Annotated in this window: 22 protein-coding genes; 10 read left to right on the plus strand and 12 right to left on the minus strand. The window is 60.6% G+C overall.

All coding sequences use genetic code 11. The annotated features are described in order from the left end of the window. Positions 1 to 25 precede the first annotated feature (25 nt). From IEX27_RS08560 to IEX27_RS08570, 3 genes are all read right to left on the minus strand, one after another. Positions 26 to 388 carry a YbaN family protein gene (locus IEX27_RS08560; RefSeq protein WP_188720621.1) on the minus strand — a complete coding sequence of 121 codons (363 nt, stop codon included), beginning with the start codon at positions 386 to 388 and terminating at the stop codon, positions 26 to 28. Positions 389 to 462: 74 nt separating this feature from the next. Further along, positions 463 to 927, minus strand: a complete 465-nt coding sequence (locus IEX27_RS08565) for a MarR family winged helix-turn-helix transcriptional regulator (RefSeq protein ID WP_188720622.1) — start codon at positions 925 to 927, stop codon at positions 463 to 465. Positions 928 to 936: 9 nt separating this feature from the next. Beyond that, on the minus strand, positions 937 to 1,731 hold the full coding sequence (locus IEX27_RS08570) for a crotonase/enoyl-CoA hydratase family protein (RefSeq protein WP_188720623.1): 795 nt from the start codon (positions 1,729 to 1,731) through the stop codon (positions 937 to 939). A gap of 130 nt (positions 1,732 to 1,861) precedes the next feature. Between IEX27_RS08570 and IEX27_RS08575 the strand changes: the two genes are divergently transcribed. The 5 genes from IEX27_RS08575 (at position 1,862) to IEX27_RS08595 (ending at position 8,515) form a co-directional block, all read left to right on the plus strand. After that, complete coding sequence (locus tag IEX27_RS08575; protein WP_188720624.1) at positions 1,862 to 3,709, plus strand: feruloyl-CoA synthase; 1,848 nt, start codon at positions 1,862 to 1,864, stop codon at positions 3,707 to 3,709. A 50-nt stretch (positions 3,710 to 3,759) separates the two neighbouring features. Then, the gene (locus IEX27_RS08580; protein WP_188720625.1) at positions 3,760 to 4,908 is read left to right on the plus strand and encodes an ABC transporter substrate-binding protein; all 1,149 of its coding nucleotides are present in this window, start codon (positions 3,760 to 3,762) and stop codon (positions 4,906 to 4,908) included. A gap of 88 nt (positions 4,909 to 4,996) precedes the next feature. Continuing rightward, complete coding sequence (locus IEX27_RS08585; protein WP_188720626.1) at positions 4,997 to 6,031, plus strand: branched-chain amino acid ABC transporter permease; 1,035 nt, start codon at positions 4,997 to 4,999, stop codon at positions 6,029 to 6,031. Position 6,032: 1 nt separating this feature from the next. Next, positions 6,033 to 7,805, plus strand: coding sequence for a branched-chain amino acid ABC transporter ATP-binding protein/permease (locus IEX27_RS08590; protein ID WP_210315515.1), 1,773 nt, complete (start codon positions 6,033 to 6,035; stop codon positions 7,803 to 7,805). Then, complete coding sequence (locus IEX27_RS08595; RefSeq protein ID WP_188720628.1) at positions 7,802 to 8,515, plus strand: ABC transporter ATP-binding protein; 714 nt, start codon at positions 7,802 to 7,804, stop codon at positions 8,513 to 8,515. Before IEX27_RS08590 ends, IEX27_RS08595 begins: the two co-directional genes overlap by 4 nt. Positions 8,516 to 8,564: 49 nt before the next feature. Here IEX27_RS08595 and fghA read toward each other — a convergent pair whose 3' ends face one another. The 3 genes from fghA to hpaR all read right to left on the minus strand — a co-directional run bounded on the left by fghA (position 8,565) and on the right by hpaR (position 11,563). After that, positions 8,565 to 9,401, minus strand: coding sequence for an S-formylglutathione hydrolase (gene fghA, locus IEX27_RS08600; protein ID WP_188720629.1), 837 nt, complete (start codon positions 9,399 to 9,401; stop codon positions 8,565 to 8,567). 13 nt (positions 9,402 to 9,414) lie between these two features. Continuing rightward, positions 9,415 to 10,542 (minus strand): S-(hydroxymethyl)glutathione dehydrogenase/class III alcohol dehydrogenase, encoded by a 1,128-nt coding sequence (locus IEX27_RS08605; RefSeq protein WP_188720630.1) that lies wholly within the window; start codon positions 10,540 to 10,542, stop codon positions 9,415 to 9,417. 460 nt (positions 10,543 to 11,002) lie between these two features. Beyond that, on the minus strand, positions 11,003 to 11,563 hold the full coding sequence (hpaR, locus tag IEX27_RS08610) for a homoprotocatechuate degradation operon regulator HpaR (protein WP_188720631.1): 561 nt from the start codon (positions 11,561 to 11,563) through the stop codon (positions 11,003 to 11,005). 711 nt (positions 11,564 to 12,274) lie between these two features. Here hpaR and IEX27_RS08615 point away from each other — a divergent pair. Beyond that, on the plus strand, positions 12,275 to 13,165 hold the full coding sequence (locus tag IEX27_RS08615; RefSeq protein ID WP_188720632.1) for a DMT family transporter: 891 nt from the start codon (positions 12,275 to 12,277) through the stop codon (positions 13,163 to 13,165). A 139-nt stretch (positions 13,166 to 13,304) separates the two neighbouring features. Continuing rightward, positions 13,305 to 14,204 carry a DMT family transporter gene (locus tag IEX27_RS08620; protein ID WP_188720633.1) on the plus strand — a complete coding sequence of 300 codons (900 nt, stop codon included), beginning with the start codon at positions 13,305 to 13,307 and terminating at the stop codon, positions 14,202 to 14,204. Here IEX27_RS08620 and IEX27_RS08625 read toward each other — a convergent pair. Together IEX27_RS08625 and IEX27_RS08630 are read right to left on the minus strand one after the other, a co-directional pair. Beyond that, positions 14,201 to 14,677, minus strand: a complete 477-nt coding sequence (locus IEX27_RS08625; RefSeq protein WP_188720634.1) for a VOC family protein — start codon at positions 14,675 to 14,677, stop codon at positions 14,201 to 14,203. The genes IEX27_RS08620 and IEX27_RS08625 overlap by 4 nt on opposite strands. Before the next feature lie 128 nt (positions 14,678 to 14,805). Next, positions 14,806 to 15,342: a TetR/AcrR family transcriptional regulator gene (locus IEX27_RS08630; protein ID WP_188720635.1), complete on the minus strand. Its 537-nt coding sequence runs from the start codon at positions 15,340 to 15,342 to the stop codon at positions 14,806 to 14,808. Positions 15,343 to 15,468: 126 nt separating this feature from the next. Here IEX27_RS08630 and IEX27_RS08635 point away from each other — a divergent pair, with 126 nt between their 5' ends. Further along, positions 15,469 to 16,593 (plus strand): efflux RND transporter periplasmic adaptor subunit, encoded by a 1,125-nt coding sequence (locus IEX27_RS08635; protein WP_188720636.1) that lies wholly within the window; start codon positions 15,469 to 15,471, stop codon positions 16,591 to 16,593. Continuing rightward, complete coding sequence (locus tag IEX27_RS08640) at positions 16,590 to 19,670, plus strand: efflux RND transporter permease subunit (RefSeq protein ID WP_188720637.1); 3,081 nt, start codon at positions 16,590 to 16,592, stop codon at positions 19,668 to 19,670. Before IEX27_RS08635 ends, IEX27_RS08640 begins: the two co-directional genes overlap by 4 nt. Positions 19,671 to 19,754: 84 nt before the next feature. On the opposite strand, the gene IEX27_RS08645 is transcribed toward IEX27_RS08640, so the two are convergent. Together IEX27_RS08645 and IEX27_RS08650 are read right to left on the minus strand one after the other, a co-directional pair. Then, positions 19,755 to 20,624, minus strand: coding sequence for an amidohydrolase family protein (locus IEX27_RS08645; protein WP_188720638.1), 870 nt, complete (start codon positions 20,622 to 20,624; stop codon positions 19,755 to 19,757). A 58-nt stretch (positions 20,625 to 20,682) separates the two neighbouring features. Next, positions 20,683 to 21,147 (minus strand): MarR family winged helix-turn-helix transcriptional regulator, encoded by a 465-nt coding sequence (locus tag IEX27_RS08650; protein WP_188720639.1) that lies wholly within the window; start codon positions 21,145 to 21,147, stop codon positions 20,683 to 20,685. Positions 21,148 to 21,293: 146 nt separating this feature from the next. Here IEX27_RS08650 and IEX27_RS08655 point away from each other — a divergent pair, with 146 nt between their 5' ends. Continuing rightward, positions 21,294 to 22,055, plus strand: a complete 762-nt coding sequence (locus tag IEX27_RS08655; RefSeq protein WP_188720640.1) for an SDR family NAD(P)-dependent oxidoreductase — start codon at positions 21,294 to 21,296, stop codon at positions 22,053 to 22,055. 105 nt (positions 22,056 to 22,160) lie between these two features. Here IEX27_RS08655 and IEX27_RS08660 read toward each other — a convergent pair whose 3' ends face one another. Next, positions 22,161 to 23,123, minus strand: a complete 963-nt coding sequence (locus IEX27_RS08660) for a catechol 2,3-dioxygenase (protein WP_188720641.1) — start codon at positions 23,121 to 23,123, stop codon at positions 22,161 to 22,163. 89 nt (positions 23,124 to 23,212) lie between these two features. Further along, positions 23,213 to 24,067: a formyltetrahydrofolate deformylase gene (gene purU / locus IEX27_RS08665; RefSeq protein WP_244630294.1), complete on the minus strand. Its 855-nt coding sequence runs from the start codon at positions 24,065 to 24,067 to the stop codon at positions 23,213 to 23,215. Between the last annotated feature and the right edge of the window lie 8 nt (positions 24,068 to 24,075).

The raw sequence follows: 24,075 nt of genomic DNA on the forward strand, positions 1-24,075 counted from the left end.
ATCTACTACGAGCTCCAGAGCAGAGCTACGACCGCGGAGCTGTTGGTCTCGTCAGGATAAACATCGCGACTGCGCCGAGTACCAGGACCTGGATCAGCATCAGATACGACGGCACGCGCATGTAGAGCGAAATGCATATACATGCAGCCATGACTATGAGTGCAAGAATCTTGCTCCGCCTGTCGATGCTGCCGTCACGTCGCCAGTTCCTGATGATGGGACCGAACTGCGGGTGCGCGAGCAGCTTGTTGTAAAGGCGCGGTGAGCTGCGGGCGAAGGCAAAGGCGGCCAGCAACATGAACGGCGTCGTGGGCACAAGCGGCAATACGATGCCCGCCACACCACAGGCAACGCTGACACAGCCGATGAGAATCCAGAACGCTCGCATGCCCTTCCTTATCAAAGCGACGGGAGCTGCACACCTGTCAGTTCGTCACAGAAGCGTGCTAAACTGGAAGAGGCTCAGTCCTCGGTTTCGCTGGCGATGAACTTGAGGAGCTGGGCTTTCAGCTTTTCGCGCTCGGTGGCGTTCATTTTTTCGCCAAGGCAGTCCTCGAAGGCAAAAAACCACGGAGCAATCTCATCAACGAGGGTTTGGCCCTTGTCGGTGATCGTGAGCTCGACACCGCGGCGGTCCTCGTCCGGAACACGGCGCGAGACGAGGGCCCGGTCCTCAAGGGACCGGACGAGCTTGGTCATATGCGACCGCTTTATGATGAGTTCCTGACAGAGGACGTTCTGGCGGACCCCAGGATTGTGCGCGATGGCCCACAGCACAGAAAACTCGCCGGGCTTTATGTGGCGATCGCCGTACTCCCGAAAGTAGCGTTCATAGACTTTCACCTGGGCAAGGCGCAGCAGGAAACCGATGTCCGTGGCTAGCCGGCCAAGGTTGATCGCATTTGAGCTACTATGGGGTACGTCCATTTCAGATACCTATTCGCTCCCAGGAGCCTTGAGGCGCGCGACGCGCTTTTCAAGAAAGGCGCGCAGGCGTTCCTCGGCTTCCGGGCTGGTCGCGGTAATCGACGAGATGAACGATTCGACGAACAATCCGTCGTCTTTCGCCATATCCTGGATGCGAGGAAGGGCATGGATGATGGCGTAGTTGGAAATTTCTGCGTTGCTGGCTGCCGCCTCCGCGAGTTCATGCGCCTTGTCGCGGGCTGATCCGGTGTCGACCAGATACTGCGCGAGGTTACAGCGCTCGCCCTCTTCCGCCGAGAGCACCCTACCCGTCAGCATCATATCCATCATGCGCGCCGTACCCGTTAGCCTGGCAACCCGCACCGATCCGCCACCGCCGACGAAGATGCCGCGCTGGCCTTCGGGAAGCGCAAAGAAGGCGCTGCGGTCGGCCACACGGATGTGCGTGGAGGCTGCAAGCTCGAGCCCGCCGCCGACGACCGCCCCATGCAAGGCGGAGATGTAGGGAATCATGCCGTGCTCGATCTTGGCGAAGACCTCGTGCCAGCGCCGCGAACCGCGAACACCTTCGATGGCTGACTTCTGCACATGCTCAGCAAGATCCAGACCAGCGCAGAAGTGATTCCCATGGCCGTAGATGACGGCAGCCTTGGCTTCGCCTTCGGCGCGCGCCACCACTTCCGCGATGGTTTCAACGAACGCATCGCTGATCGCGTTTCGCTTTTCCGGCCGATTGAGGCCTATATGAGCGACGGATCCCCGGAGCTCATATGTGACGTAGCTCGCATTCGCGATCGCTGCCATGTGGTCACCCTGCGGATTGTTTTTGCCAATAAGTCAGTTGGTGATTTACAGAGATAATGTTTCCTTGTAAACAAAAACCAACGCATCTCTGAGACGAGGAGGTTTCTTAGGTGCAGGCTGGGGAGGAAATATGGTCGAAAGCGTGACCCATAAGGTGAAGCTTTGGTCGCCGGTTCTCGAATGGGAAACGAAGCCGGACGGCACTGTGCTTGTCTGGCGCAAGGATGAGATTCGCCAATATCCAGACAAGCTGAATGAGCGGCTTATCTACTGGGCCACAAATCATCCTGGCCGTATCTGGATGGCGCAGCGGAATGAAGAAGGCGGCTGGCGGCGCATCTCCTACGGCTGCGCGCTCGACCAGGTACGCCGCATCAGCCAGACCCTGCTCGACTTCAGGTTGTCGACCGACAGGCCTGTCGCAATCATAGGCGAAAACTCCATCGAACACGGGCTGCTCGCGCTTGGCGCCCAGCATGTAGGCATCCCCTCCGCCGCGATTTCACCCGCCTATGCGACGCTTTCCACAGACTTCCAGAAGCTTGCCGAAATTGGCCGCCAGCTGACGCCGGGTCTCGTCTTCGTCGACGACGGAGCGCGCTTCCAGAAGGCGGTGGAGACGGCCTTCGGCGCGAATATTCCAATCGTTTACCTGCGCAATCCACCCGAGGATCGCCCGGGGCCGTCCTATCACTTCAACCAGCTTCTGGACAAGAAGCCGACGGTGGAAGTCGATGACGCCTACAATGAAGTCGGGCCCGACACGATTGCCAAGTTCCTGTTCACGTCGGGCACCACCGGCTCGCCCAAGGCAGTGATCCAGACGCAGCGCATGATGTGTTCCAATATGGAGATGGTGGCTGACTGCTACGCCTTCATGCGCGAAGAGCCGCCCGTGCTGGTGGACTGGGCGCCGTGGAACCACGTCGCTTCCGGGACGAAGGTCTTCAACCTCACCATCTACAACGGCGGCACCTACTATATCGACGGTGGTAAGCCCACGCCGGCACTCATCGGGGAAACGATCCGCAACCTGAGGGAAGTGTCGCCGACCTGGTATTTCAATGTACCGGCCGGCTTCGACATGCTGGTCCACGCGATGCGGGAAGACCCAGCGCTGCGCGACAATTTCTTCAAGGATCTCAAGATGCTGATGTATGCGGGAGCGGGTCTCGCCCAGCATACCTGGGACGCGCTCACGCAACTGTCGATCGAGTCGCTCGGTTACTGCATCCCGCTTGGAACAGGGCTTGGCGCGACGGAGACTACGCCCTTCTCGCTCTACTGCACCGACCCGCAGGATCATCCTGGCAATGTCGGCATTCCGGCCGTCGGCGTAACCGTGAAGCTTGTGCCCTATGGGGACAAGTACGAGATCAGGCTCAAGGGCCCGAACATCACGCCGGGCTACTGGCGCAATCCCGAGCTGACGGAAAAGGCCTTCGATGAGGAAGGTTTCTACAAGCTGGGCGATGCCGTGCGCTTTGCGGTTCCGGGTGACCCAACCAAGGGTTTCTACTTTGCCGGGCGAACCGCCGAGAACTTCAAGCTGCAGACCGGCACATGGATTGCCGTCGGTCAGTTGCGCGCACAGCTCGTGGACCAGTTCGGCGGACTTATCCGCGACGCTGTGATAACTGGGGAAAACCGGGAGGAGCTTGGCGCTCTGGTCCTGCCCTTCCTGCCGGAACTTCGGGAACTGCTGCCGGCCGAAGACAAGGGGATTCCGGACGAACAGGTTTACGCGCATCCCGCAGTACGCAAGGTGCTGGCGGATAAACTGGCGGCGCACCAGCGGCAGGCGAATGCGTCATCAAACCGGATCATGCGCATCATGATCATGGTCGAGCCACCACGGTTTGACAAAGGTGAAGTGACCGATAAAGGTTCACTGAACCAGCGAGCAGTTCTGACACAACGGGAGGCGCTTGTGGAAGAATTGTACAGCACAGGAGGAAATGTCATTCTGGCCAGTTGATGTGCTTGGATGAAGCTAGCATCATTAGTTTTCAGGGAGGAGAAACTGAAATGAAGCATCGTTTACTTGTAAGTATAGCAATGGCTGCGACCCTGTCCGTATCAGGGCTTGCCACACAGGCATACGCGGATGTCACCATCGGCGTTACCGTATCCTCGACCGGATCAGGTGCAGCTCTTGGTATTCCGCTCAAGAACTCGGTCGAGCTCTGGCCCACCGAGATTGCCGGTGAGAAGCTCAACGTCATCGTTCTGGATGACGCCGGTGACCCGTCCATCGCCACGACGAATGCACGCCGCTTTGCCAATGACGACAAAGTGGACGTGATGATCGGATCGGCGCTGACGCCGGGCTCCATCGCTGTTGCAGGCGTTGCTGCAGAGACCGAGATTCCGCATCTGGCAGCCTCGCCGGTGCCGCCAAACGTTTCCAGCGGCAAGTGGACCTTTATCCTGCCGCAGGACGCAGGCCTGATCGCCAAGACCCTGTTCAAGAAGATGCAGGATGATGGCGTGAAGACCTTCGGCTATATCGGGTTCTCGGACTCCTATGGCGATCTCTGGGTCAACCAGTTCAAGGCGATCGGCGCCGAATACGGCCTCGAGATGATCGCCGAAGAGCGTTATGCCCGCCCTGATACGTCGGTCTCGGGACAGGCGCTGAAGCTGGTTGCCGCAAAGCCAGACGCTATTCTGGTCGGCGCCTCCGGTACTGGTGCGGCACTGCCGCAGGCCACCCTGCGCGAACGTGGCTACACCGGAACGATCTATCAGACCCATGGCGCGGTGACGTTCGACTTCATCCGTATCGCGGGCGAAGCTGCCAACAACACGGTCTTCGCTTCCGGTCCGGTGATGGTGCCCGAAAACCTGCCCGACGGTAACGACACCAAGGAAGAAGGTCTCGCCTACGTGCAGGCGTATGAGGCCAAGTTCGGCGAAGGCACCCGCACCCAGTTCGGCGCGCACATCCATGACGCCATGGCTATCCTGAAGAAGGCCATTCCGCTGGCCCTCGAAAAGGCCAAGCCTGGCACGCAGGAGTTCCGCGCGGCGCTTCGCGATGCCATCGAGAACGGTGGACCTTTCCCGGCAAGCCAGGGCGTCTTCGAATACAAGCCGGACGATCACCTCGGGCTTGATGAGCGCGCCGTGGTTCTGCTGACGGTGGAAGACGGCAAGTTCAAGCTGATCGACTAGCAGCTTCGCTCTATCGACCTGCCGGGCAACCCGGCAGGTCGTCTGATTTGTTCAAAGCCTTCGATGGATGCTCAAGGGGAGCGAAGACTTGGACTTCACCATTGCCGCCTTCCTGATACAGGACGGCCTGACCAGCGGTGCGATCTACGCGCTCCTGGGCCTGGCGCTTGTGCTCGTATTCTCAGTCACGCGGGTGATCTTCATTCCGCAAGGCGAGTTCGTCGCCTATGGGGCCATGACGCTCTCCTTGCTGGACAGCGGGAAATTTCCGGCAACGGCAACACTGCTGCTGGTGTTCGGCGTCCTCGCCTTCCTGCTCGACCTTTGGGACAATCGTGCGCGGCTCAATGCGCCTGTGCTCCTGCGCAACGTGGGCCTGAACCTCGTGCTGCCGGGAGTGATCTACACTCTGGCACTGGTGCTGGCTCCGATGCAGGCAGGCCCCTTCGTGAAAGCGCTGCTCACGATCGTGATCATCGCGCCGATGGGCCTTTATATCTATCGTATCGCCTACAAGCCGCTGGCGGATGCTTCCGTGCTGGTGCTGCTGATCGTTTCGGTGGGCGTGCACCTTGCGATGATGGGTCTCGGCCTCGTGTTCTTCGGCGCAGAGGGCCTGCGGGCAAGGCCACTTTCCACGGGCTCGTTCTCCCTCGGCTTCCTGCCCATATCGGCGCAGAGCCTGTGGATCTACGGCTCGACCATTGCCATCATCGTCGGCCTCTACCTGTTCTTTGAAAAGACGCTGCTTGGCAAGGCGCTGAGGGCGACGGCCGTCAACCGACTCGGAGCCCGGCTGGTGGGGGTGCGCACGCAGCTCACCGGCGTTACAGCCTTCGTGCTCGCTGCGACGGTGGGTGCCATTTCCGGCATTCTGATCGGGCCAATCACCACAATCTACTACGACACCGGCTTCATCATCGGGCTCAAAGGCTTCGTGGCCGCCATCATCGGTGGGCTGGCAAGCTTCCCGATCACGGCAATTGCCGCCATTGGCGTCGGCATCGTCGAGTCGTTCACCTCGTTCTATGCCAGCGCCTTCAAGGAGATCATCGTCTTCAGCCTGATCATTCCGGTGCTCATCTGGCTCTCCATCACCGTGTCCGTGCATGAGGATGAATAGAATGTCTTCATCCCGACGTTTCATCCCCGCGCTGGTGGTCTTGGTCCTGCTCGCGGTGCTGCCGCAGCTGCCGGTGCCACCCTTCTGGATCACGCTGCTGAACAACATCGGCATCGCCTCGCTGGTGGCGATCGGCCTCGTGCTGCTCACCGGCGTCGGCGGCCTCACCTCATTCGGACAGGCCGCGTTCTGTGGCTTCGGCGCCTATACGACGGCCGTCCTCACCACGGCCTATGGCTTTTCGCCGTGGATGACGCTGCCGCTGTCGCTTGCCGTAGGCGCACTGATTGCGTTGCCGCTTGGGCTCATCACCGTGCGACTTTCCGGCCATTTCCTGCCGCTCGGCACGCTCGCCTGGGGCATCGCGCTCTACTATCTCTTCGGCCAGATCGACCTGCTCGGGCGGCATGACGGTATTGCGGGCATTCCGCCGCTTTCGATCGGCGATTACCGCTTCATGAGCGGCAGTTCGATCTACTATGTCATCTGGACCTTCGTGATCCTGACCGCCCTTGCTGCGCAGAACCTTCTCGACTCACGTGTCGGACGGGCGATCCGCGCGCTGCGCGGCGGCGGACAGGCTCCGGAAGCTTTCGGCGTCAATGTTGCGCGCGCCAAGCTCACGGTCTTCGTGTTAGCCGGTGTGACGGCAGCGCTCGCCGGCTGGCTCTATGCGCACATGCAGCGCGCCATCAACCCGACGCCATTCAGCATCAGCATGGGCATTGAATATCTGCTGATGGCGGTGATCGGCGGCGCGGGTTACGTATGGGGTGCGATCTTCGGCGCGAGCCTTGTGCTGGTGCTGAAGGAGCTGCTGCAGCGCCTGTTGCCGGACCTGATCGGCACCACCGCCAATTTCGAGATGATCGTCTTCGGCGCCCTCCTCGTGGTAATCCTGCAATTCGCACGTGATGGCCTTTGGCCCGTTGTGCTCCGGTTCTTCCCAAGCAAGAGCAGCCACAGGATCCGGGGCGACGCTCCGGCGCTGGGGAAGCGCGAAGCCCCCTCCCCCGGCACACCGCTCATCCGGGTGGAAAAGGCACGCAAGACCTTCGGCGGACTGGTCGCGGTGAACGACGTTTCCTTCGAGGTGAAGGCAGGCCAGATCGTCGGCCTCATTGGCCCCAATGGTGCTGGCAAGAGCACGACCTTCGACCTCATCACCGGTATGAATTCGCTGTCAGGCGGTCAGATCCTGTTCGAGGGGAAGCCGCTTACGGGCCGTTCACCGCGCGACATCGCGAGGCAGGGCGTGGCGCGGACGTTCCAGCATCCCAAGATCCTGCCGGGTATGAGCGTTCTTGAAAATGTCGCGCTTGGCGCGCATCAGCGCGGCACCGGCGGCGTGCTGCAAAGCATCCTGCGACTGGAACGCACCGAGGAAGCGGCGCTCATGGCCGAAGCGATGCGCCAGCTGGAGCGCGTTGGCCTTGCAGAGTTCAAGGACCGGCCGGCCGGCGATCTCGCCCTTGGCCAGGTGCGCATTCTGGAGATTGCCCGTGCGCTGGCGCTCGACCCGGTCGTGCTGCTGCTCGATGAGCCTGCAGCTGGCCTGCGCTATGGCGAGAAGCAGGAGCTGGCTGCCCTGCTCAAAAAACTGCGCGGCGAAGGCATGAGCATCCTCCTGGTCGAGCACGACATGAGCTTCGTGATGGGGCTGGTCGATCATCTCGTGGTGCTGGATTTCGGCACCCGCATCGCCGACGGCAAGCCGCAGGAAGTGCGTGAGAACCCGGCCGTCATCGCTGCTTACCTTGGGGGGACCGCATGAGCGACCGCCTGCTGCGGGTAGAAAACCTGCATGTTTCCTATGGCAAGGCCGAGGTGCTCCACGGCATTTCGCTGGCGATGAAGCCCGGCAGCATCGTCGCCGTGATCGGCGCCAATGGCGCTGGCAAGACGACGATGCTCAACGCGATCATGGGGCTGATCCCGTCGCGCGGCAGCATCGAGTATGATGGTGCGCCAGTCCCTCGCTCTATCGAAGCGCGGGTGGCGGCGGGGCTCTGTCTGGTGCCGGAAAAGCGTGAGTTGTTCTCCTCCATGAGTGTAGAGGACAACATCATGCTCGGCGGGTTCTTGCGCAGCCCAAGCGAACGGGCCGAGATACAGGCGGACGTTTACCAGCGCTTTCCACGTCTCGCTGAGCGACGCAAACAGCTTGCCGGCACGCTCTCAGGCGGCGAACGGCAGATGCTGGCGCTTGCGCGCGCGCTCATGAGCAAGCCGCGCCTGCTGCTGCTTGACGAGCCGAGCCTTGGCCTTGCGCCCAAGATCGTGATCGACATTCTGAACATCGTGGCGGAGCTGCGGAATACCGGGGTATCCATTCTGCTGGTCGAACAGAACGCGAGGGCGGCGCTGGAGATCGCCGACGAAGGCTATCTGGTTGAGCTGGGCGAAGTACGCAAGTCAGGACCGGCTGCAGAACTGGCCGTGGACCCGGCGCTGATGGAAGGCTATCTCGGCCGGAATGCCTAAGAAATGAAACAGCCCGGAGCGGTAGACCGTCCCGGGCTGTCTTTTCTCGTCAGGCGGTCAGGCGCTGGTGATGCCAGCGCAAATGATCGTTCATGAACGTCGAGATGAAGTAGTAGGAGTGGTCATAGCCCTCACGCATGTTGAGCGTGAGAGAAATACCAGCCTCACGGCAGCATTCCTCGAAGAGCCACGGCCGCAGACCTTCATCCAGGAAGCTGTCGGCAGCACCCTGATCGATCAGGAACTCGCTGAACCGAGCACCATCCTTCACGAGTGCACAGGCGTCATACTTGCGCCAGCTATCCTGATCGCTTCCCAGATATCGCTCGAAAGCCTTGCTGGACCAACCCGCCGTCGTGGGTTCGACAATCGGGGCGAAGGCCGAGCAGCTGCGATAGCGGTCCGGGTGCTTCAGCGCGATGGTGAGCGCGCCATGTCCACCCATGGAGTGGCCGAAGATGCTCTGACGCTCCATGTCGGCCGGAAACTCCCGGGCGATGAGTGCCGGTAGCTCTTCCGTGATGTAGGTGTACATGCGGTAGTTGCGGGCATAGGGCTCCACCGTCGCATCGACGTAGAAGCCTGCGCCCGAACCGAACTGCCAGTCGTCCTTGTCGTCCGGCACGTTCTCGCCGCGCGGGCTTGTGTCCGGACAGACGATGATGATCCCGAGCTCCGCGGCAAGCCTGCGGTACTCACCCTTTTCCATGACATTGGCATGGGTGCAGGTAAGGCCCGAGAGATACCAGAGCACCGGCAGCGGGCCTTCGGCCGCCTGCGGCGGAACGAAGACCGCGAAGGTCATGTCGCAACCGCAAACGTCGGAGGCGTGGGTGTAAACACCCTGCACTCCGCCGTGCGATTTCCAGGTTGAAACTGTCTTCATGGCCATAGCCCGATCAGTAAACGACGACGCTGCGGATGCTTTCGCCAGCGTGCATCAGGTCAAAGCCCTTGTTGATCTCGTCCAGCGACAGCGTGTGCGTGATCATCGGGTCGATCTCGATCTTGCCATCCATGTACCAGTCGACGATTCGCGGCACATCCGTGCGGCCGCGTGCGCCACCGAAGGCCGAGCCCTTCCAGACGCGTCCCGTTACCAGCTGGAACGGACGGGTGGAGATCTCCTGCCCCGCGCCCGCAACACCGATGACGACCGACTGGCCCCAGCCGCGATGGGCAGACTCAAGAGCCTGGCGCATGACGGTGACGTTGCCCGTGCAGTCGAAGGTGTAGTCCGCGCCGCCGATGGTGTCCGCGCCGCGCTTGGTCAGATCGACCAGATACGGGACCAGATCACCGCCTACTTCCTTCGGGTTGACGAAGTGGGTCATGCCGAAGCGCTCGCCCCACTCCTTCTTGGAGTTGTTGAGGTCAACGCCGATGATCATGTCGGCGCCGGCAAGACGCAGGCCCTGGATCACATTGAGGCCGATGCCGCCGAGACCAAATACAATCGCCGTGGAGCCCATCTCGACGCGGGCCGTGTTGAACACAGCGCCGACGCCAGTGGTAACACCGCAGCCGATGTAGCAGATCTTGTCGAACGGTGCGTCGGGATTGACCTTGGCGACGGCAATCTCCGGCAGAACGGTGAAGTTCGAGAAGGTCGAGCAGCCCATGTAGTGGTGGATCTTCTCACCATTGATGGAGAAACGCGACGTGCCGTCGGGCATGACGCCTTGCCCCTGCGTTGCGCGGATCGCGGTGCAGAGGTTGGTCTTGCGCGACAGGCAGGACGGGCACTGGCGGCACTCCGGCGTGTAGAGCGGAATGACGTGGTCGCCCTTGCGGACGCTGGTTACGCCCGGGCCAACATCAACGACGATGCCTGCACCTTCGTGGCCGAGGATGGCGGGGAAAATGCCTTCCGGGTCGGCGCCGGACAAGGTGAACTCGTCGGTGTGGCAGATGCCGGTGGCCTTGATTTCAACAAGGACTTCACCCTCGCGCGGACCTTCCAGATCAACGTCTACGATTTCAAGTGGCTTGCCAGCCTGGAACGCTACAGCTGCGCGGGTCTTCATGGCCTCTCCTATGCAACAGAATTTGGTGCCACAGGTAGATAGTCCGGTGGGAGCGATGAAGTCCAGCGATTGATGCGCGAGCCGCCGCTGCCGTTACCAGCAAAGCGGCTGGTCCGGATCATTTCAGCCTTTCGTTGAAACGCAAAACTGATCCGAATTCATTATCTCTCGCAGTTCCGGACGCAAAACCGGTTCCCACTTTCCTGGAATTGCCCGAGGAGCGAGAGGTGCGAGCGCATTGAACGCGCCAGCGGGGCCCGACGCCGAAGTGCTAAACTTTCTGCTTGAACACTTTGCGTGCACGAGCGTGCAGCCGCGGGGTTCAACCCGGCTGCAACACCTTGACCACCCAGCTTTTCTAGATCGTCTCAGTGTTGCACAGAAACGCTGAGATGATCCAAGCATTTGTTTCAACGCAAGTCCGGACGGGAAACCGGTTCCCACTTCTCCTGGAATTGCTCTAGCGGGTCACAGAGCCCCGTGGCCGACCGCGCTGCGGGCTACCGCTCAGTCGCAGATGCTCGATCGACAGTTCCTGCTGCTCGTGCACCACGGGCGGCAGCCTGTTCAGCTCGTTGGTCAGCTCGCGCAGGAGGCCCAGGAGCTGGTCCATCTTGTCCTTGCCGAAGGCACTGAGAATCTCGGCGTAGATCGCGTCCGCATGAGGCTCCATAGCCTCGATGAGTTCCTGACCGCGGCGGGTGATCGACACCTCAGCACGCCGAAGGTCATGCGGTACCTGTCGGCGCGAGATCAGATCCCGCTCTTCCAGGTCGCTGACTATGCGCGACAAAGACGGTGCAAGCAGACCCGTAGCGTCGGCGAGCTCCAGCACTTCAAGCGATTCAACAGTGCTCAAAGTCCTTAGTACGCGCCACTGCTGTTCGGTGACATTAAATAGCCTGAGAGTTGACCGGAACCGCCCCATGACCGCGTCACGAGCGGCCAGCAACGACATAGGCAATGACCTTGTGAACCCGCGAACGCGCAGCTTCACGCGCCCACCAAAATAATCGTCCATATGTAACTTCCCCTATCCCCGGCGCGTACAATAATGATTAGGACGAGAAGTTCAATTGTGGATTGTACTTAATTAGGAAAATTGTTGAAAACCCTACTCCAGTACACCCCATCCGGGGCGGTAGGAAATATCGGAAGCTTCGTATTCGGGGCCATCTACACCGTTTGGGTTACACCCTTAACCCATTGAACCAGAATGTTTTCCTGCGGGCAAATGGGGCAGCATCGGTGCCAGGTCGCAAATAGCATCTTTCATATCGCAGATTGAGCAAACACACGGGGTCTCGGGTAGCGCGATGCAGTGCATCCTCCAGCGGCAGTTCGAATACCCCATGCAGAAGCGTATACAACCTGAAAGCGTGATATCCGAGCCCGCTACCGTGCCATACGCGAGCGTCAGCTTCCAACCAGAACCCGGCATGTTTGCGCGTGATATCCTGACGTTTAGGGCAAATAGATCCTGATCCGTCGCGGGCGCGCGGTGCACGCAGGCCCCATCGACGTGGCTCTCTTCGCTGATGCCGGGAGGCGTGACAGGGATCGAACATAAAAGCCACGCAAGACGACCTTTCTTATGACCCTGGCCGTTGCGGCTTCCAAGACCCTTGCGTCCAAAGTGAACTTGCGCGAGATAAGCTGCTTGCAGATTCCTCCAGAATGCCCCGCGACCGGATAAGTCGGTCCTCGCCGCATCATTAAAGTGTTACCGAAGATGCTCCTTGCGCGCCGCCCCCTTGGTGGACTTACCACTGGCATTGTACTTGTTGTCCTCGCCTGCCTCCTTTTCGTTACCCAGGATTCGATCAGCAAGCAGCTGATGCTCACACTGACGGTGGTGCAGGTGATCTGGGGGCGGTTCCTCTGCCAGTCCGCCGTCATGACGGCTTACCTGGCCACAACAGGAGGAACCAAGTTCCTGCGCACCAAGCACCCGGGGCTGCAACTGCTGCGCGGGGTGTTCCAGGTGGGAACCACGGGCTTTGTCTACATGTCCCTGCCGCACGTACCGATCGGTGACATCACAGCGATCGTCTTCTGTTCGCCAATCATCGTGACGGTGCTATCGGTGATCTTCCTCAAGGAAAAGATCGGCAAGCATCGCATTGGCGCCGTCATGGTCGGCTTTGTCGGCGTCTACCTCATCGTATTGCCCGGTTCGAGCGAGACGAGCATCTATCACCTGCTGACGCTGGCTGCGGCCTTCACGAATGCGCTTTTCATCATGATGACGCGTCGGCTTGCAGGCCCTGAGGAAAGCTCTGCCACCCAGTTCAACACCACGGCCGTAGGCATGGTGGTCTTCAGCATCATTCTTTTCCTTGGCGACGGACTTCCGCCGATCGAATGGGCTCCCCTGTTTCTGGTGATGGGCATTCTTGCGGCCATCGGGCACTTTTGCATGGTGAAGGCATTCGCCTACGCCTCAGCTTCGGTGCTGTCGCCTTATCTCTACGCGCAGGTGATCTTCGCCGCCCTCTTCAGCGTGTTCTGGTTTGGCGATACCCTGCGGCCCACCATGCTGGCTGGAACGGCGCTGCTGGTTGCGAGTGGCATGTACATCTGGTGGCGTGAGCGTACGCTCGGGATCAAGCGGGCGGAATAGCCAACAATCAGGATAACGGCTGGGTTTCACATAAACCAACTTGGAATATCCTCGCTTCCTCGGCGGCGAGGACACTGCTAATAGGCGATTGGGCCGGGAGACCGGAGGACTTACACCTTAGCAGCAGGCTTGCACGACCATGATACAGGTCCGTCCACTTGGCGCACTCACGACGGGCATCGCCCTCGTCATGGTGACCTGCTTCCTCTTCGCCACGCTGGACAGCCTCAGCAAGAACCTGATGCTGACGATGGCAGCGGTCCAGGTACTGTGGGGGCGATATGTCGTGCAGACAGCCGCCATGACCAGCTATCTGACGGCCTCTTCGGGAATGCGATTTCTGCGGACAAGGCATCCGTTCCTGCAGATTGCGCGCGGATTAGCGCAGGCAACAAGCAACGGGCTCGTGTACATCTCACTGGCCCATATCCCTGTCGGTGACGTGACCGCGATCCTCTACGGCTCGCCGATCATCGTCACAGTGCTCTCCGTCATCTTCCTGAACGAACGGATCGGGGTGCACCGGGTTGCCGCCGTGATCGCGGGCTTCATTGGTGTCTATCTCATCATTCAGCCGGGATCGGGCGAAACAAATTTCTACCACCTGCTGATGCTGGGAGCGGCCTTCAGCAACGCGACCTACATGCTGCTTACGCGACGGTTGGCGGGTCCTGAAGAGGCTGCGGCGACGCAGTTCAACACCACGGCCGTAGGCCTGGTCATCTTCACGGGAATCGTCCTCTACGATGGAGCGCTGCCGCCTGTTGACGCCATGCCGCTTCTGCTTGTCGTCGGGCTGACGGGCGCGGCCGGGCATTTCTGCATGGTGAAGGCACTTTCCTACGTGCCAGCCTCGATGCTGTCGCCCTACCTCTACGCGCAGGTGATGATTGCGGCACTCTATAGCGTATTCTGGTTCGGCGACGCCCTGCGGCCCAGCATGGTGCTCGGGACCGCGCTGCTGATTGCAAGCGGCATCTATATCTGGTGGCGGGAGCGGACAGCGCCAACGGTCGCCCTGCAGGCCACGCAGCGTTAGAGGCGACCGTCAGCGGCTGCCTCCAGCGCAGCGATGTCGAACTTCACCATTTTCAGCATGGCTTCCGAAGTGCGCTTCACGCGGAGCGGATCTGGGTCCATCATGAGTTCGCCCAGCCTGCGCGGCACGATTTGCCAGCAAAGTCCCCAGCGGTCCCTCACCCATCCGCATTGCTCGATCGTACCGTCCTCGCTCAAGGCGCCCCACAGACGGTCAATCTCCTCCTGGGTGTCGCATTCCAACATGATCGAGAAGCTGTGGTTGAATGGGTCAAGCGGTCCCGCCTCGATCGCCATGTAGTTCTGGTCGCCGATGGTGTAGCCCGCGACCTTCACGCTTCCGGGCGGTCCGCTCGGACTTTCTGCCTGCAGCGACGAAGTCCAGCAGATCGAAGAACCGGGAACGAGCGACGTATAGAAGCGCAGGGCTGCGTCCATGTCCTTCTCGAACCAAAGATGCTGGGTGACTTTCATGACCTTCACTCCTCTCGGGCATCCACAGCCAGAGGACGAAGGACATCAGCATCCGCCGACATCGTCTTGTTCATCAATATTGATGAGCAAGCCTTTCGGAGTACTTCTTTTGGAGGATGAAGGTTCGTTTAGCTGCCGCCGAGCATGGACTTCAGCCGTTCCAGAACGAGCTCCCGTTCCTCGGAGGAAAGAGCGTCGACGCCAAACATGCGCTGAGCGCGCAGGCCTTCCAGTGCCAGGAAGGCGATAAATGCGTCGGCCTTGCCGGCTTCGTCCGCGCTCAGGCGGTCCAGCAGCTCACGGTTGAAGTTCTTGATCGGTTCGAGGAGGTCGGGATCCTCGGAAAGCGCTGCGAGAATGCCTGAAGGCAGCGGTGAACGCCGGTCGATTTCCTCGACCGCCGTGCGGAAATACTCCAGCGCAACCGGCTGACTACTGTGGCGGTGCAGGTGTTTGTCCAGCGCTGCGGATGATTTTTCGACGAACTGCTCTACCAGCGCCTTCAGCAGTGCCAGTTTGTTGGGAAAGTTGTAGAGCAGGCCGCCCTTTGAAACGCCTGCCTCTGCAGCGACGGCGTCAAGCGACAGGTGTGCAGAACCCTGCCTTTGAGCAAGCTGCGCGGCGGCTTCCAGGATTCGTTGCTTGGAATTTTCTCTCGGAGACATTATCTCGGTATAATTGATGTTGACTTTACCGTCTAGTCGGTACAGTACCGATCCTTTCGCGCAACTCAGCAACTTGGGCTTGCTGCAATGCGTGCATGACTGAATCTGCACACGGGTATGTTCCCAATGATCAAGCGCTTCATTATCGCCGCCGTCCTTCTCATTCTTGTCGCCGGCGGCCTAATCGGCTTCAATCTTTTCCGCGACAAAGCTATTCAGGACTTCTTCGCCAACATGCCGCGGCCGACCGTCACTGTCTCCACGACGACCGTAGAGGCCGTGAAGTGGGAGCCGACGATCCCGGCAATCGGTACCGTCCGCGCCACCAACGGTGTGGACCTGTCGGTTGAATCTGCGGGCATCGTCAAGGAAATCCTGTTCAAGGCAAATGATCAGGTCAAAGAGGGCGACATACTCGTAAGGCTCGAGGACGAAATTCAGCGCGCTGACCTTGAGGCTGCTGAGATCCAGAACTCGCTGGACAAGCAATCGCTCACCCGTGCGCAGGAACTCGGACGCCGCGGCGTCGGTTCCCAGTCCACCCTGGATGCAGCGAACGCAGCGTTCCAGGCTTCCACCGCAGCAGTCCTGAAGGCTCAGGCAGCGCTGAACCAGAAGCAGATCCGTGCGCCCTTCAGCGGCACCATCGGTATTCCGCGTCTGGAGATCGGTGAGTACCTGTCGCCCGGCTCGGTGGTCGCAACCCTGCAGAACCTCGAGACCATGCGCGTGGACTTCACCGTTCCGGAGCAGCAGTTTGCATCCCTCCAGATGGGACAGCCGGTCCGTGTCGGCCTGACCGACGAGGACATGCCTTTTGTCGCCAAGATCATTGGTATCGACCCCAAGATCGACCCTGCCACGCGCCTCGTATCGGTCCGCGCGGAGATCACCAATCCGGAAGGCAAGCTGAACCCGGGTCAGTTCGCGCGCGTTCGCGTCGAGCTGCCGGCTGAAGAGAACATCATTGCCGTTCCGCAGACGGCCGTCGTCACCAGCCTCTACGGCGACTACGTCTACCGGCTGAAGCCAGCCGAAGAAAAGGCTGCCGAGGGCGAGGAACAGCTCTACACCGTCGAGCAGATCTTCGTGCCGCTTGGCCGCCGCGAGCGTGGTATCGTCGAGATCACCAGCGGGCTCAACGTTGGCGACATGGTCGTGAACGCCGGCCAGAACAGACTTAGCAACGGCGCACAGGTTCGCATCAACAACAGCGTGCAACCGGCGCCTGCCGAGGGCAATGCACAATGAACATTTCCGCCCTTTTCATCAGGCGCCCTGTCCTCTCCACGGTCGTAGCATTGATGATGCTGCTCCTGGGGTTCCAGGGCCTGTTCAACCTTCAGGTGCGCCAGTACCCGAAGGTTGACGAAACGGTGATCACGATCACCACCGTCTATGCCGGTGCTAGCTCGGACCTGATCCAGGGCTTCATCACCGCCCCGATCGCCGCTGCCGTGGCGACCACGGAAAACATCGACTACGTGACGTCACAGAGCCGCCCATCGGCCAGTGTCGTCACCGTGCAGATGCAGCTCGGCGCCAACCCTGACGTGGCACTGACCGAGGTCATGTCCAAGGTCAACCAGGTGCGCAGTCAGCTGCCATCGCAGGCCGAAGACCCGACAATCGTCAAGGGTACCGGCATGACCTTCGCGTCGATGTATATCGCGCTGCAGAACCCGAACATGACGGCCGAGCAGCTGACCGAGTATATCGAGCGCGTCATCGTTCCGCGCACCTCCACCATCGACGGCGTTGCCGAAGTTCAGGTGATGGGTGCGGCGAAGTTCTCGATGCGCGTGTGGATCGACCCGATCCGGCTTGCCGCCCGCGGCATCACCGCATCCGAGGTAGTCTCTGCGATCAACTCGTCGAACTTCCTCGCTGCGCCTGGCAAGACCAGAAACGAATACGTCGCCCAGGCGATCACGACCGAGACGACGCTGCAGACGCCGGAAGCCTTCGGCGCGATGCCCGTGCGTTCGTCCGGCGACGAGATCATCCGCCTGCGTGACGTGGCGGATATCGAACTGGCTGCCGAAAGCACCGACACCATCGTTACCTTCAATGGCGAGCCCGGCACGTTCATCGGTATCTTCCCGACGCCGGCGGCGAACCCGCTCGACACGGCGGAAGCCGTTATCAACGAGCTGCCCGCCATCCGCGCTTCGCTGCCCGAAGGCATGACGATGGAAGTGGTGTATGACGCCACCGAGTCCATCAGTGCCTCGATCGAGGAAGTGTTCAAGACGATCTCGGAAGCCGTCATCATCGTCGTGCTCGTGATCCTGCTCTTCCTGGGTTCGTTCCGCTCGGTTCTTATGCCGATCGTGACCATCCCGCTGTCGCTGATCGGTGTCTGTTTCCTGCTCTACACGGTCGGCTACTCGATCAACCTGCTGTCGCTGCTGGCGATGGTGCTGGCGATCGGTCTCGTGGTGGACGACGCGATCGTGGTGGTGGAGAACATTCACCGTCACATCGAAGAGGGTCAGACGCCGTTCCATGCTGCTCTGACGGGCATGAAGGAAATCTCCGGGGCCGTCGTCGCCATGACGATCACGCTGGCGGCGGTGTTCGCGCCGCTGATGTTCACGGGCGGCCTCACCGGTTCGCTGTTCCGCGAATTCGCCTTCACGCTTGCAGGCGCCGTGGTTCTGTCGGGTATCATCGCTCTGACGATCACCCCGATGATGAGCGCGCGCATTCTGAAGGGCGGCAATCACAGCCGCTTTCAGCAGGCCATCGACCGGACGTTCGCACGGCTTGAAAACCGCTATGAGCGTCTTGTCTCCGGTTCGCTGAACTATCGGCCGGTGACGCTGATGATCGTCATCACGCTCGCTGCGCTGACCGGCTTCCTGTTCCTCAAGACCTCGACCGAGCTTGCGCCTGAGGAAGATGCCGGCGCGCTGTTCTCGCTGATCAATGCGCCGCGTTATGCGACCTCTGACTACACCAGCCTCTACACGACCCAGCTGCGTGAACTGACCAAGGACCTGCCGGAGCTGAAGGCGAACTTCTCGATCGTCGGTATGGGCGGCCAGACCAACAGCGCCATCGCTGTCTGGGCGTTCAAGGACTGGGCTGATCGCGATCGCTCGCAGAAGGAGATCCAGGCTGATATCCAGGGTCGGATCGGCGCCGTTTCGGGTGCACAGGCCCTCGTGTTCGCACCGCCATCCCTGCCGGGTGCCGGTGGTGGTCTCCCGATCTCGATGGTCATCCAGTCGACTGGCGAAGCATCGCACGTCTACGAAATGGCTGACGAGATCAAGCGCAAGGCAGAGCAGTCCGGCCGCTTCATCGTGGTGCAGAACTCGCTCTCCTTCGATGCACCGCAGGTTCTGGTAGAGATCGACCGCGAGCGTGCTGCAGCCCTCAATGTTCCGTCGAGCACCATCGGTCAGACGCTGGGCATTCTGGTCGGTGGCGGCACGATCGCTCAGTTCGATCGTGACTCCAACAGCTATGACGTCATCACGCAGGTGCCGCAGGAATACAGGCTGAACCCGGAAAGCCTGGGCCAGTACTATGTCCGCAGCACGAGCGGCGAGATGGTTCCACTGTCGGCCGTAACGCGGATGTCCACGCGGGCGTCGGCTGCCTCGATCGAGCAGTTCAACCAGCTGAACTCTGCGACCATCTCGGCGATGCCGCTGCCTGGTGTCACCACCGGCGACGGTCTGGCAACGCTCGAGAACATCGCGCAGGAAGTGCTGCCTGACGGCTTCTTCGTGGATTATTCCGGCCAGTCGCGACTGGAAAAGCAGCAGGGCAACACGATCCTGATCGCGTTCGGCCTTGCCGTGGTGGTGATCTACCTGGTGCTTGCAGCGCAGTTCGAGAGCTTCCGCGATCCGCTCATCGTGATGATGACCGTGCCGCTGACGATCTTCGGCGCCATCGTGCCGCTGAACCTCGGACTTGGTACGCTCAACATCTACACGCAGGTGGGTCTGATCACACTGGTGGGACTGATTACCAAGCACGGTATTCTACTTACCGAGTTTGCGAACCAGCAGCGTGAAGTGCACGGCCTAAGCCGGCGCGAGGCGATCATCGCTTCCGCCAAGGTTCGCCTGCGCCCGATCCTGATGACCACGGCCGCCATGGCGCTCGGCGTCGTGCCGCTGATCATGGCCTCGGGTGCCGGTGCAGCCGCACGCTACTCGATGGGCCTGGTGATCTTCTCGGGTATCCTGATCGGTACGGCCTTCACGCTGTTCGTGGTGCCGATGTTCTACACGTACATCGCCAGCGACCATGTCGCCCGCCGTGATGAGGACGAAGCGGAAGCCGCACTCACCGCACATCCTGGCTGATAAGAGCCGCAGAAGAGACAAAGGAAACCCCGCCCAGAGCAATCCGGGCGGGGTTTTTCTTTGCGTCAGCGAGGAGCTTGGTAATTACATCTTCAGGAGCCGCCGGGCGTTGTCCTTCAGGATCTTCGGTCGCACGTTGGGCTTGATATCCAGCTGCTCAAAATCGGCGAGCCAACGGTCCGGCAGGATTGCCGGCCAATCGGAGCCGAAGAGCACCCGATCCTGCAGCAGCGAGTTGGCATAGCGTACGAGGATCGGCGGGAAGTATTTCGGCGACCAGCCGGAAAGGTCGATCCAGACATTGGGCTTGTGGGTCGCAACCGACAGCGCCTCCTCCTGCCAGGGAAATGACGGGTGCGCCATGACGATCTGCATATCCGGGAAGTCCGCCGCGACGTCATCCAGGAACATCGGGTTGGAGTACTTCAGGCGCATGTTGTTGCCGCCGTGCATGCCAGCGCCCACGCCAGTCTGCCCGGTGTGGAAGAGTGCCGGAACGCCCGCTTCCTGAATCGCCTCGTAGAGCACATAGGCGCTACGGTCGTTGGGGTAAAAGCCCTGAAAGGTCGGGTGGAACTTGAAGCCCTTGATGCCGTAATGCTCGACCAGCCGACGTGCTTCACGCGCACCGACCTTGCCCTTGGCCGGATCGATGCTCGCGAAGGGGATCAGCACATCGCTGTGCTGCGCGGCAAGCTCCGCCATTTCCTCGTTGTTATAGCGCCGGTAGCCGGACTCGCGCTCGGCATCGACCGGGAAGATCACGGCGGCAATGTTGAGCTTGCGATAATATTCAGCGGTCTCCGGGATAGTGGGCGGATGCTTGAACGGCGACTTGAAATAGGCGGTCATGCCCGCCTGAAAGTCGTCGTAGCCGTCATCGGCATGGGTGCCGCACGGTTCCTCCGCGTGGGTGTGAAAGTCTATGGCGACGACCTTATCGAGATCCGGCATGTTTCCTCCTAACTCAACTCTGCTCACTTGGAGCTATCTTTCATTTGACCCAGCGTGCTCATAGTTGCGGCCATCCCGCAACCTTGCGCAGCAGGCTCTGCAAGGTTTTCTGTTCGTCTTCGTCCAGCGATGCGACAGACCGTTCCACGGCCCGCAACACCAGCGCCTTGTGTTCTTCCACCCATGTCTCACCCGCTGCAGTCAGGCGCAGCGAAATTGCACGGCGATCACGCGGTGATACCAGCCGCTCGATCAGCCCGCGTCCCTCAAGTGAACGTATCAGCTTGGTCATGTTCGACCACTTGATGCGCAGACGGTCAGCAAGCACGCCCTGGCGTACACCAGGATTGAGGCCGATCGCGAGCAGGATCGTATATTCGCCGATCGGCACGTCGCGGCGGTCCAGCTCGGCGAAGGTGCGCTCGTAGACCGTGAGCTGGGCAATGCGCAGCAGGAAGCCGACGGAATTCTCCAGCGGTCCGAAAGACAGCGTCTCAACGTCAGCTTCTTCAGCAATCGACACCGTTCTGCACACCCACTGGAATTAGTTCACTTTTCAATTGTTGAATTTTGAACAAAATAGCTTTTGGCTGTCAAGCAGGCTGCTGTAATGTGGCTTCACCAAGCCGGATGGCAGAGAATTCCCGGCGGAAGATTGAGGAGGGTCTGATGAAGGCTGAAGGAAAGGTAGCGGTCGTAACCGGTGGCGGTTCCGGCCTTGGCGCGGCATCGGCGCGGGCGCTCGCCGCACGCGGCGCACGCGTTGCGGTGGTGGACCTCAATGCTGAGGCTGCGGAACGCGTGGCGGGCGAGATCGGCGGCATTGGCATCGGCTGCGATGTCTCCAGCCCCGAACAGGGCGAAGCCGCCTTCGCACGCGTAAAAGCGGAGCTTGGCTCGCCAAAGATCCTCATCAATTGCGCCGGCATCGGACCTGCCGCCCGCACCGTGGGCAAGGATGGCCCCCATTCCTTCGACCTCTTCCGCAAGGTGATCGAAGTGAACCTAATGGGCACCTTCAACATGATCCGCCTCTTTGCGGCCATGGCACAGGATAATGAACCGGAAGACGGCGGTGAGCGCGGCGTGATCGTCAATACCGCCTCCGTCGCAGCCTTTGACGGACAGATCGGACAGGCAGCCTATTCGGCCAGCAAAGGCGGTATCGTTGGCATGACCCTGCCGATCGCGCGTGACCTTTCGCGCAACGGCATCCGTGTCATGACCATCGCGCCGGGTATTTTCCTCACACCGCTTCTGGCGGGATTGTCTGAGGAAGTGCAGCAGTCGCTCGGCCAGCAGGTTCCTTTCCCTCCCCGCCTCGGCCTGCCGGAAGAATACGCCTCGATGGCCTGCTATATCGTCGAAAACCAGATGCTCAACGGCGAGACCATCCGCCTGGACGGCGCCATCCGCATGGCGCCAAAATAAGCTATCGCCTGAATTGACGCGGGCTGCCAACATCCTGCGATGTGGGCAGCCCGTCGCCTGGCGTTGCCAGTCCCCCGATAGGCAACGCCGAATGTCGCTGACCAGTTAAAGTTTGGTGGGATCGACCGGCGGTGTTCCGTGGGTATGGAAGGTCTCGATGGTCTTCATGCCCCAGGCCTGCCCCTTCTTGCGTTCCGTCTCCGTCCAGGTGATCGGCTGCCAGTCCGGACGCAGGATCAGTCGCGCGCCGGCATTCGCCACCTCGACGCGGTTCCCCGCAGGCTCGTAAACGTAGAGGAAGAAGGTCCCCTGGATCGCATGCTTGTGCGGCCCGGACTCGATGTGGACGCCATTCTCCAGGAAGATGTCCGCGGCGCGCAACACATCCTCGCGGCTGTCGACGGCATAGGTGATATGGTGGAACCGGCCGGAGACACCGTAGTGGTCTTCCGTGTAGGCGATGTCATAGCTCTTGTTGTTGACGGTAAACCAGCAGCCGCCAAGACGGCCATTGTCGAGCTGGATCTGTTCGGTGACGCGGCTGCCCAGCGCCTTCGTCATGAAGTCGCGGATATCGGACACGTTCTTCGCAAGCAGGTTCAGGTGGTCGATGCGGCGGACGCAGACGCCGCGTCCGTGGTAGCGCTGCGCGATATTCTTCAGCGCGGGGCGCTCTTCCGGCGGTGCGACATAGAGCCGGGTGTCGTAATAGAGTTCGAAGATGTGGTTGTCCGGATCGCGGAAGCGGTAGGCGCGGCCGTGGCTTTCATCGCCCTCGATCCAGCCAATTCCAAAGCCCATTTCCTCAATGACCTTCACGCGACGCTCAAGCGCCTCGGGTGATGAGGTGCGGTAGGCGACGTGACCCAGACCGGTGCTCTCGGAACGCGTGAGCTTCAGCGTGCAATATTCATAGTCGTCCCAGCCGCGAAGATAGGCGGACTCTTCGTTCCGCCCGCTCTCCGTCATACCGTAGACGTTGACGAAGAAGGCAAGGCTTTCCTCGAACCTGTTCGTCAGCAATTCGACATGGCCCAGGTGGGCAACATCAAAACATGGCTCCGCCATAGTACCTCCTCCCAAAGGTCGGCGGTTGGCGCATGTCCAACCGCCCTCGTCTCCAATCCCGAATGAACGCGGCCCCTCCCGGCCCGCGTTTACTCCGGGAAAACGACCGTCTTCTTGTCGTTCAGCAGAACGCGGCCATCCAAATGGTAGCGGACAGCGCGGGCAAGCACACGCCGTTCGATATCGCGGCCCTTGCGGACGAGGCCGTCCGGCGTATCGAGGTGGGTAACCCGCTCGACATCCTGCTCGATGATCGGGCCTTCATCCAGATCGCCAGTCACGTAGTGGGCCGTCGCGCCGATCAGCTTCACGCCACGGTCGAATGCCTGATGGTAGGGCTTTGCGCCCTTGAAGCCCGGCAGGAACGAGTGGTGGATGTTGATGCAGCGGCCGTAGAGGTCGGTTGCCAGCTCATCCGACAGAACCTGCATATAGCGGGCGAGCACAACGAGATCGGTACCGGTCTCTTCGATCACGCCGCGCAGTTGCTGCTCCTGCTCCCGCTTGGTTTCCTTGGTAATCGGCAGGTGCCAGAATGGCAGATCACCCAGCATCAGATTGCTGTAGGTCTCACGCGGATAGTTCGACACGATGCCCGCAATATCCATCGCGAGCTCGCCTGCACGCCAGCGGTAGAGCAGATCAACCAGGCAATGGTCGAAGCGCGAAACCAGAATGAGCACCTTGCTGTGCTGCGTCTGGTCGCGCAGCGTCCAGTCCATGTCGAAGCGCTCCATGACCGGCGCCAGAGCACCCTTGGCCGAGTCGACCGAGACATTGGCCGGCGCCTTGAAGACAATCCGGTTGAAATACTTGCCGGTGATCGTGTCGCCGAACTGCTGGAGATCCTGGATGTCGCCGCCCAGATTGAAAATCGTGGTCGAAAGCGCCGAAACGATCCCGGGCCGGTCAACACAATGAGCCGTCAGTACAAAAGACCGCATTTCCCTAT

The sequence above is a fragment of the Nitratireductor aestuarii genome (assembly GCF_014641695.1).
GTDB lineage: Bacteria > Pseudomonadota > Alphaproteobacteria > Rhizobiales > Rhizobiaceae > Chelativorans > Chelativorans aestuarii.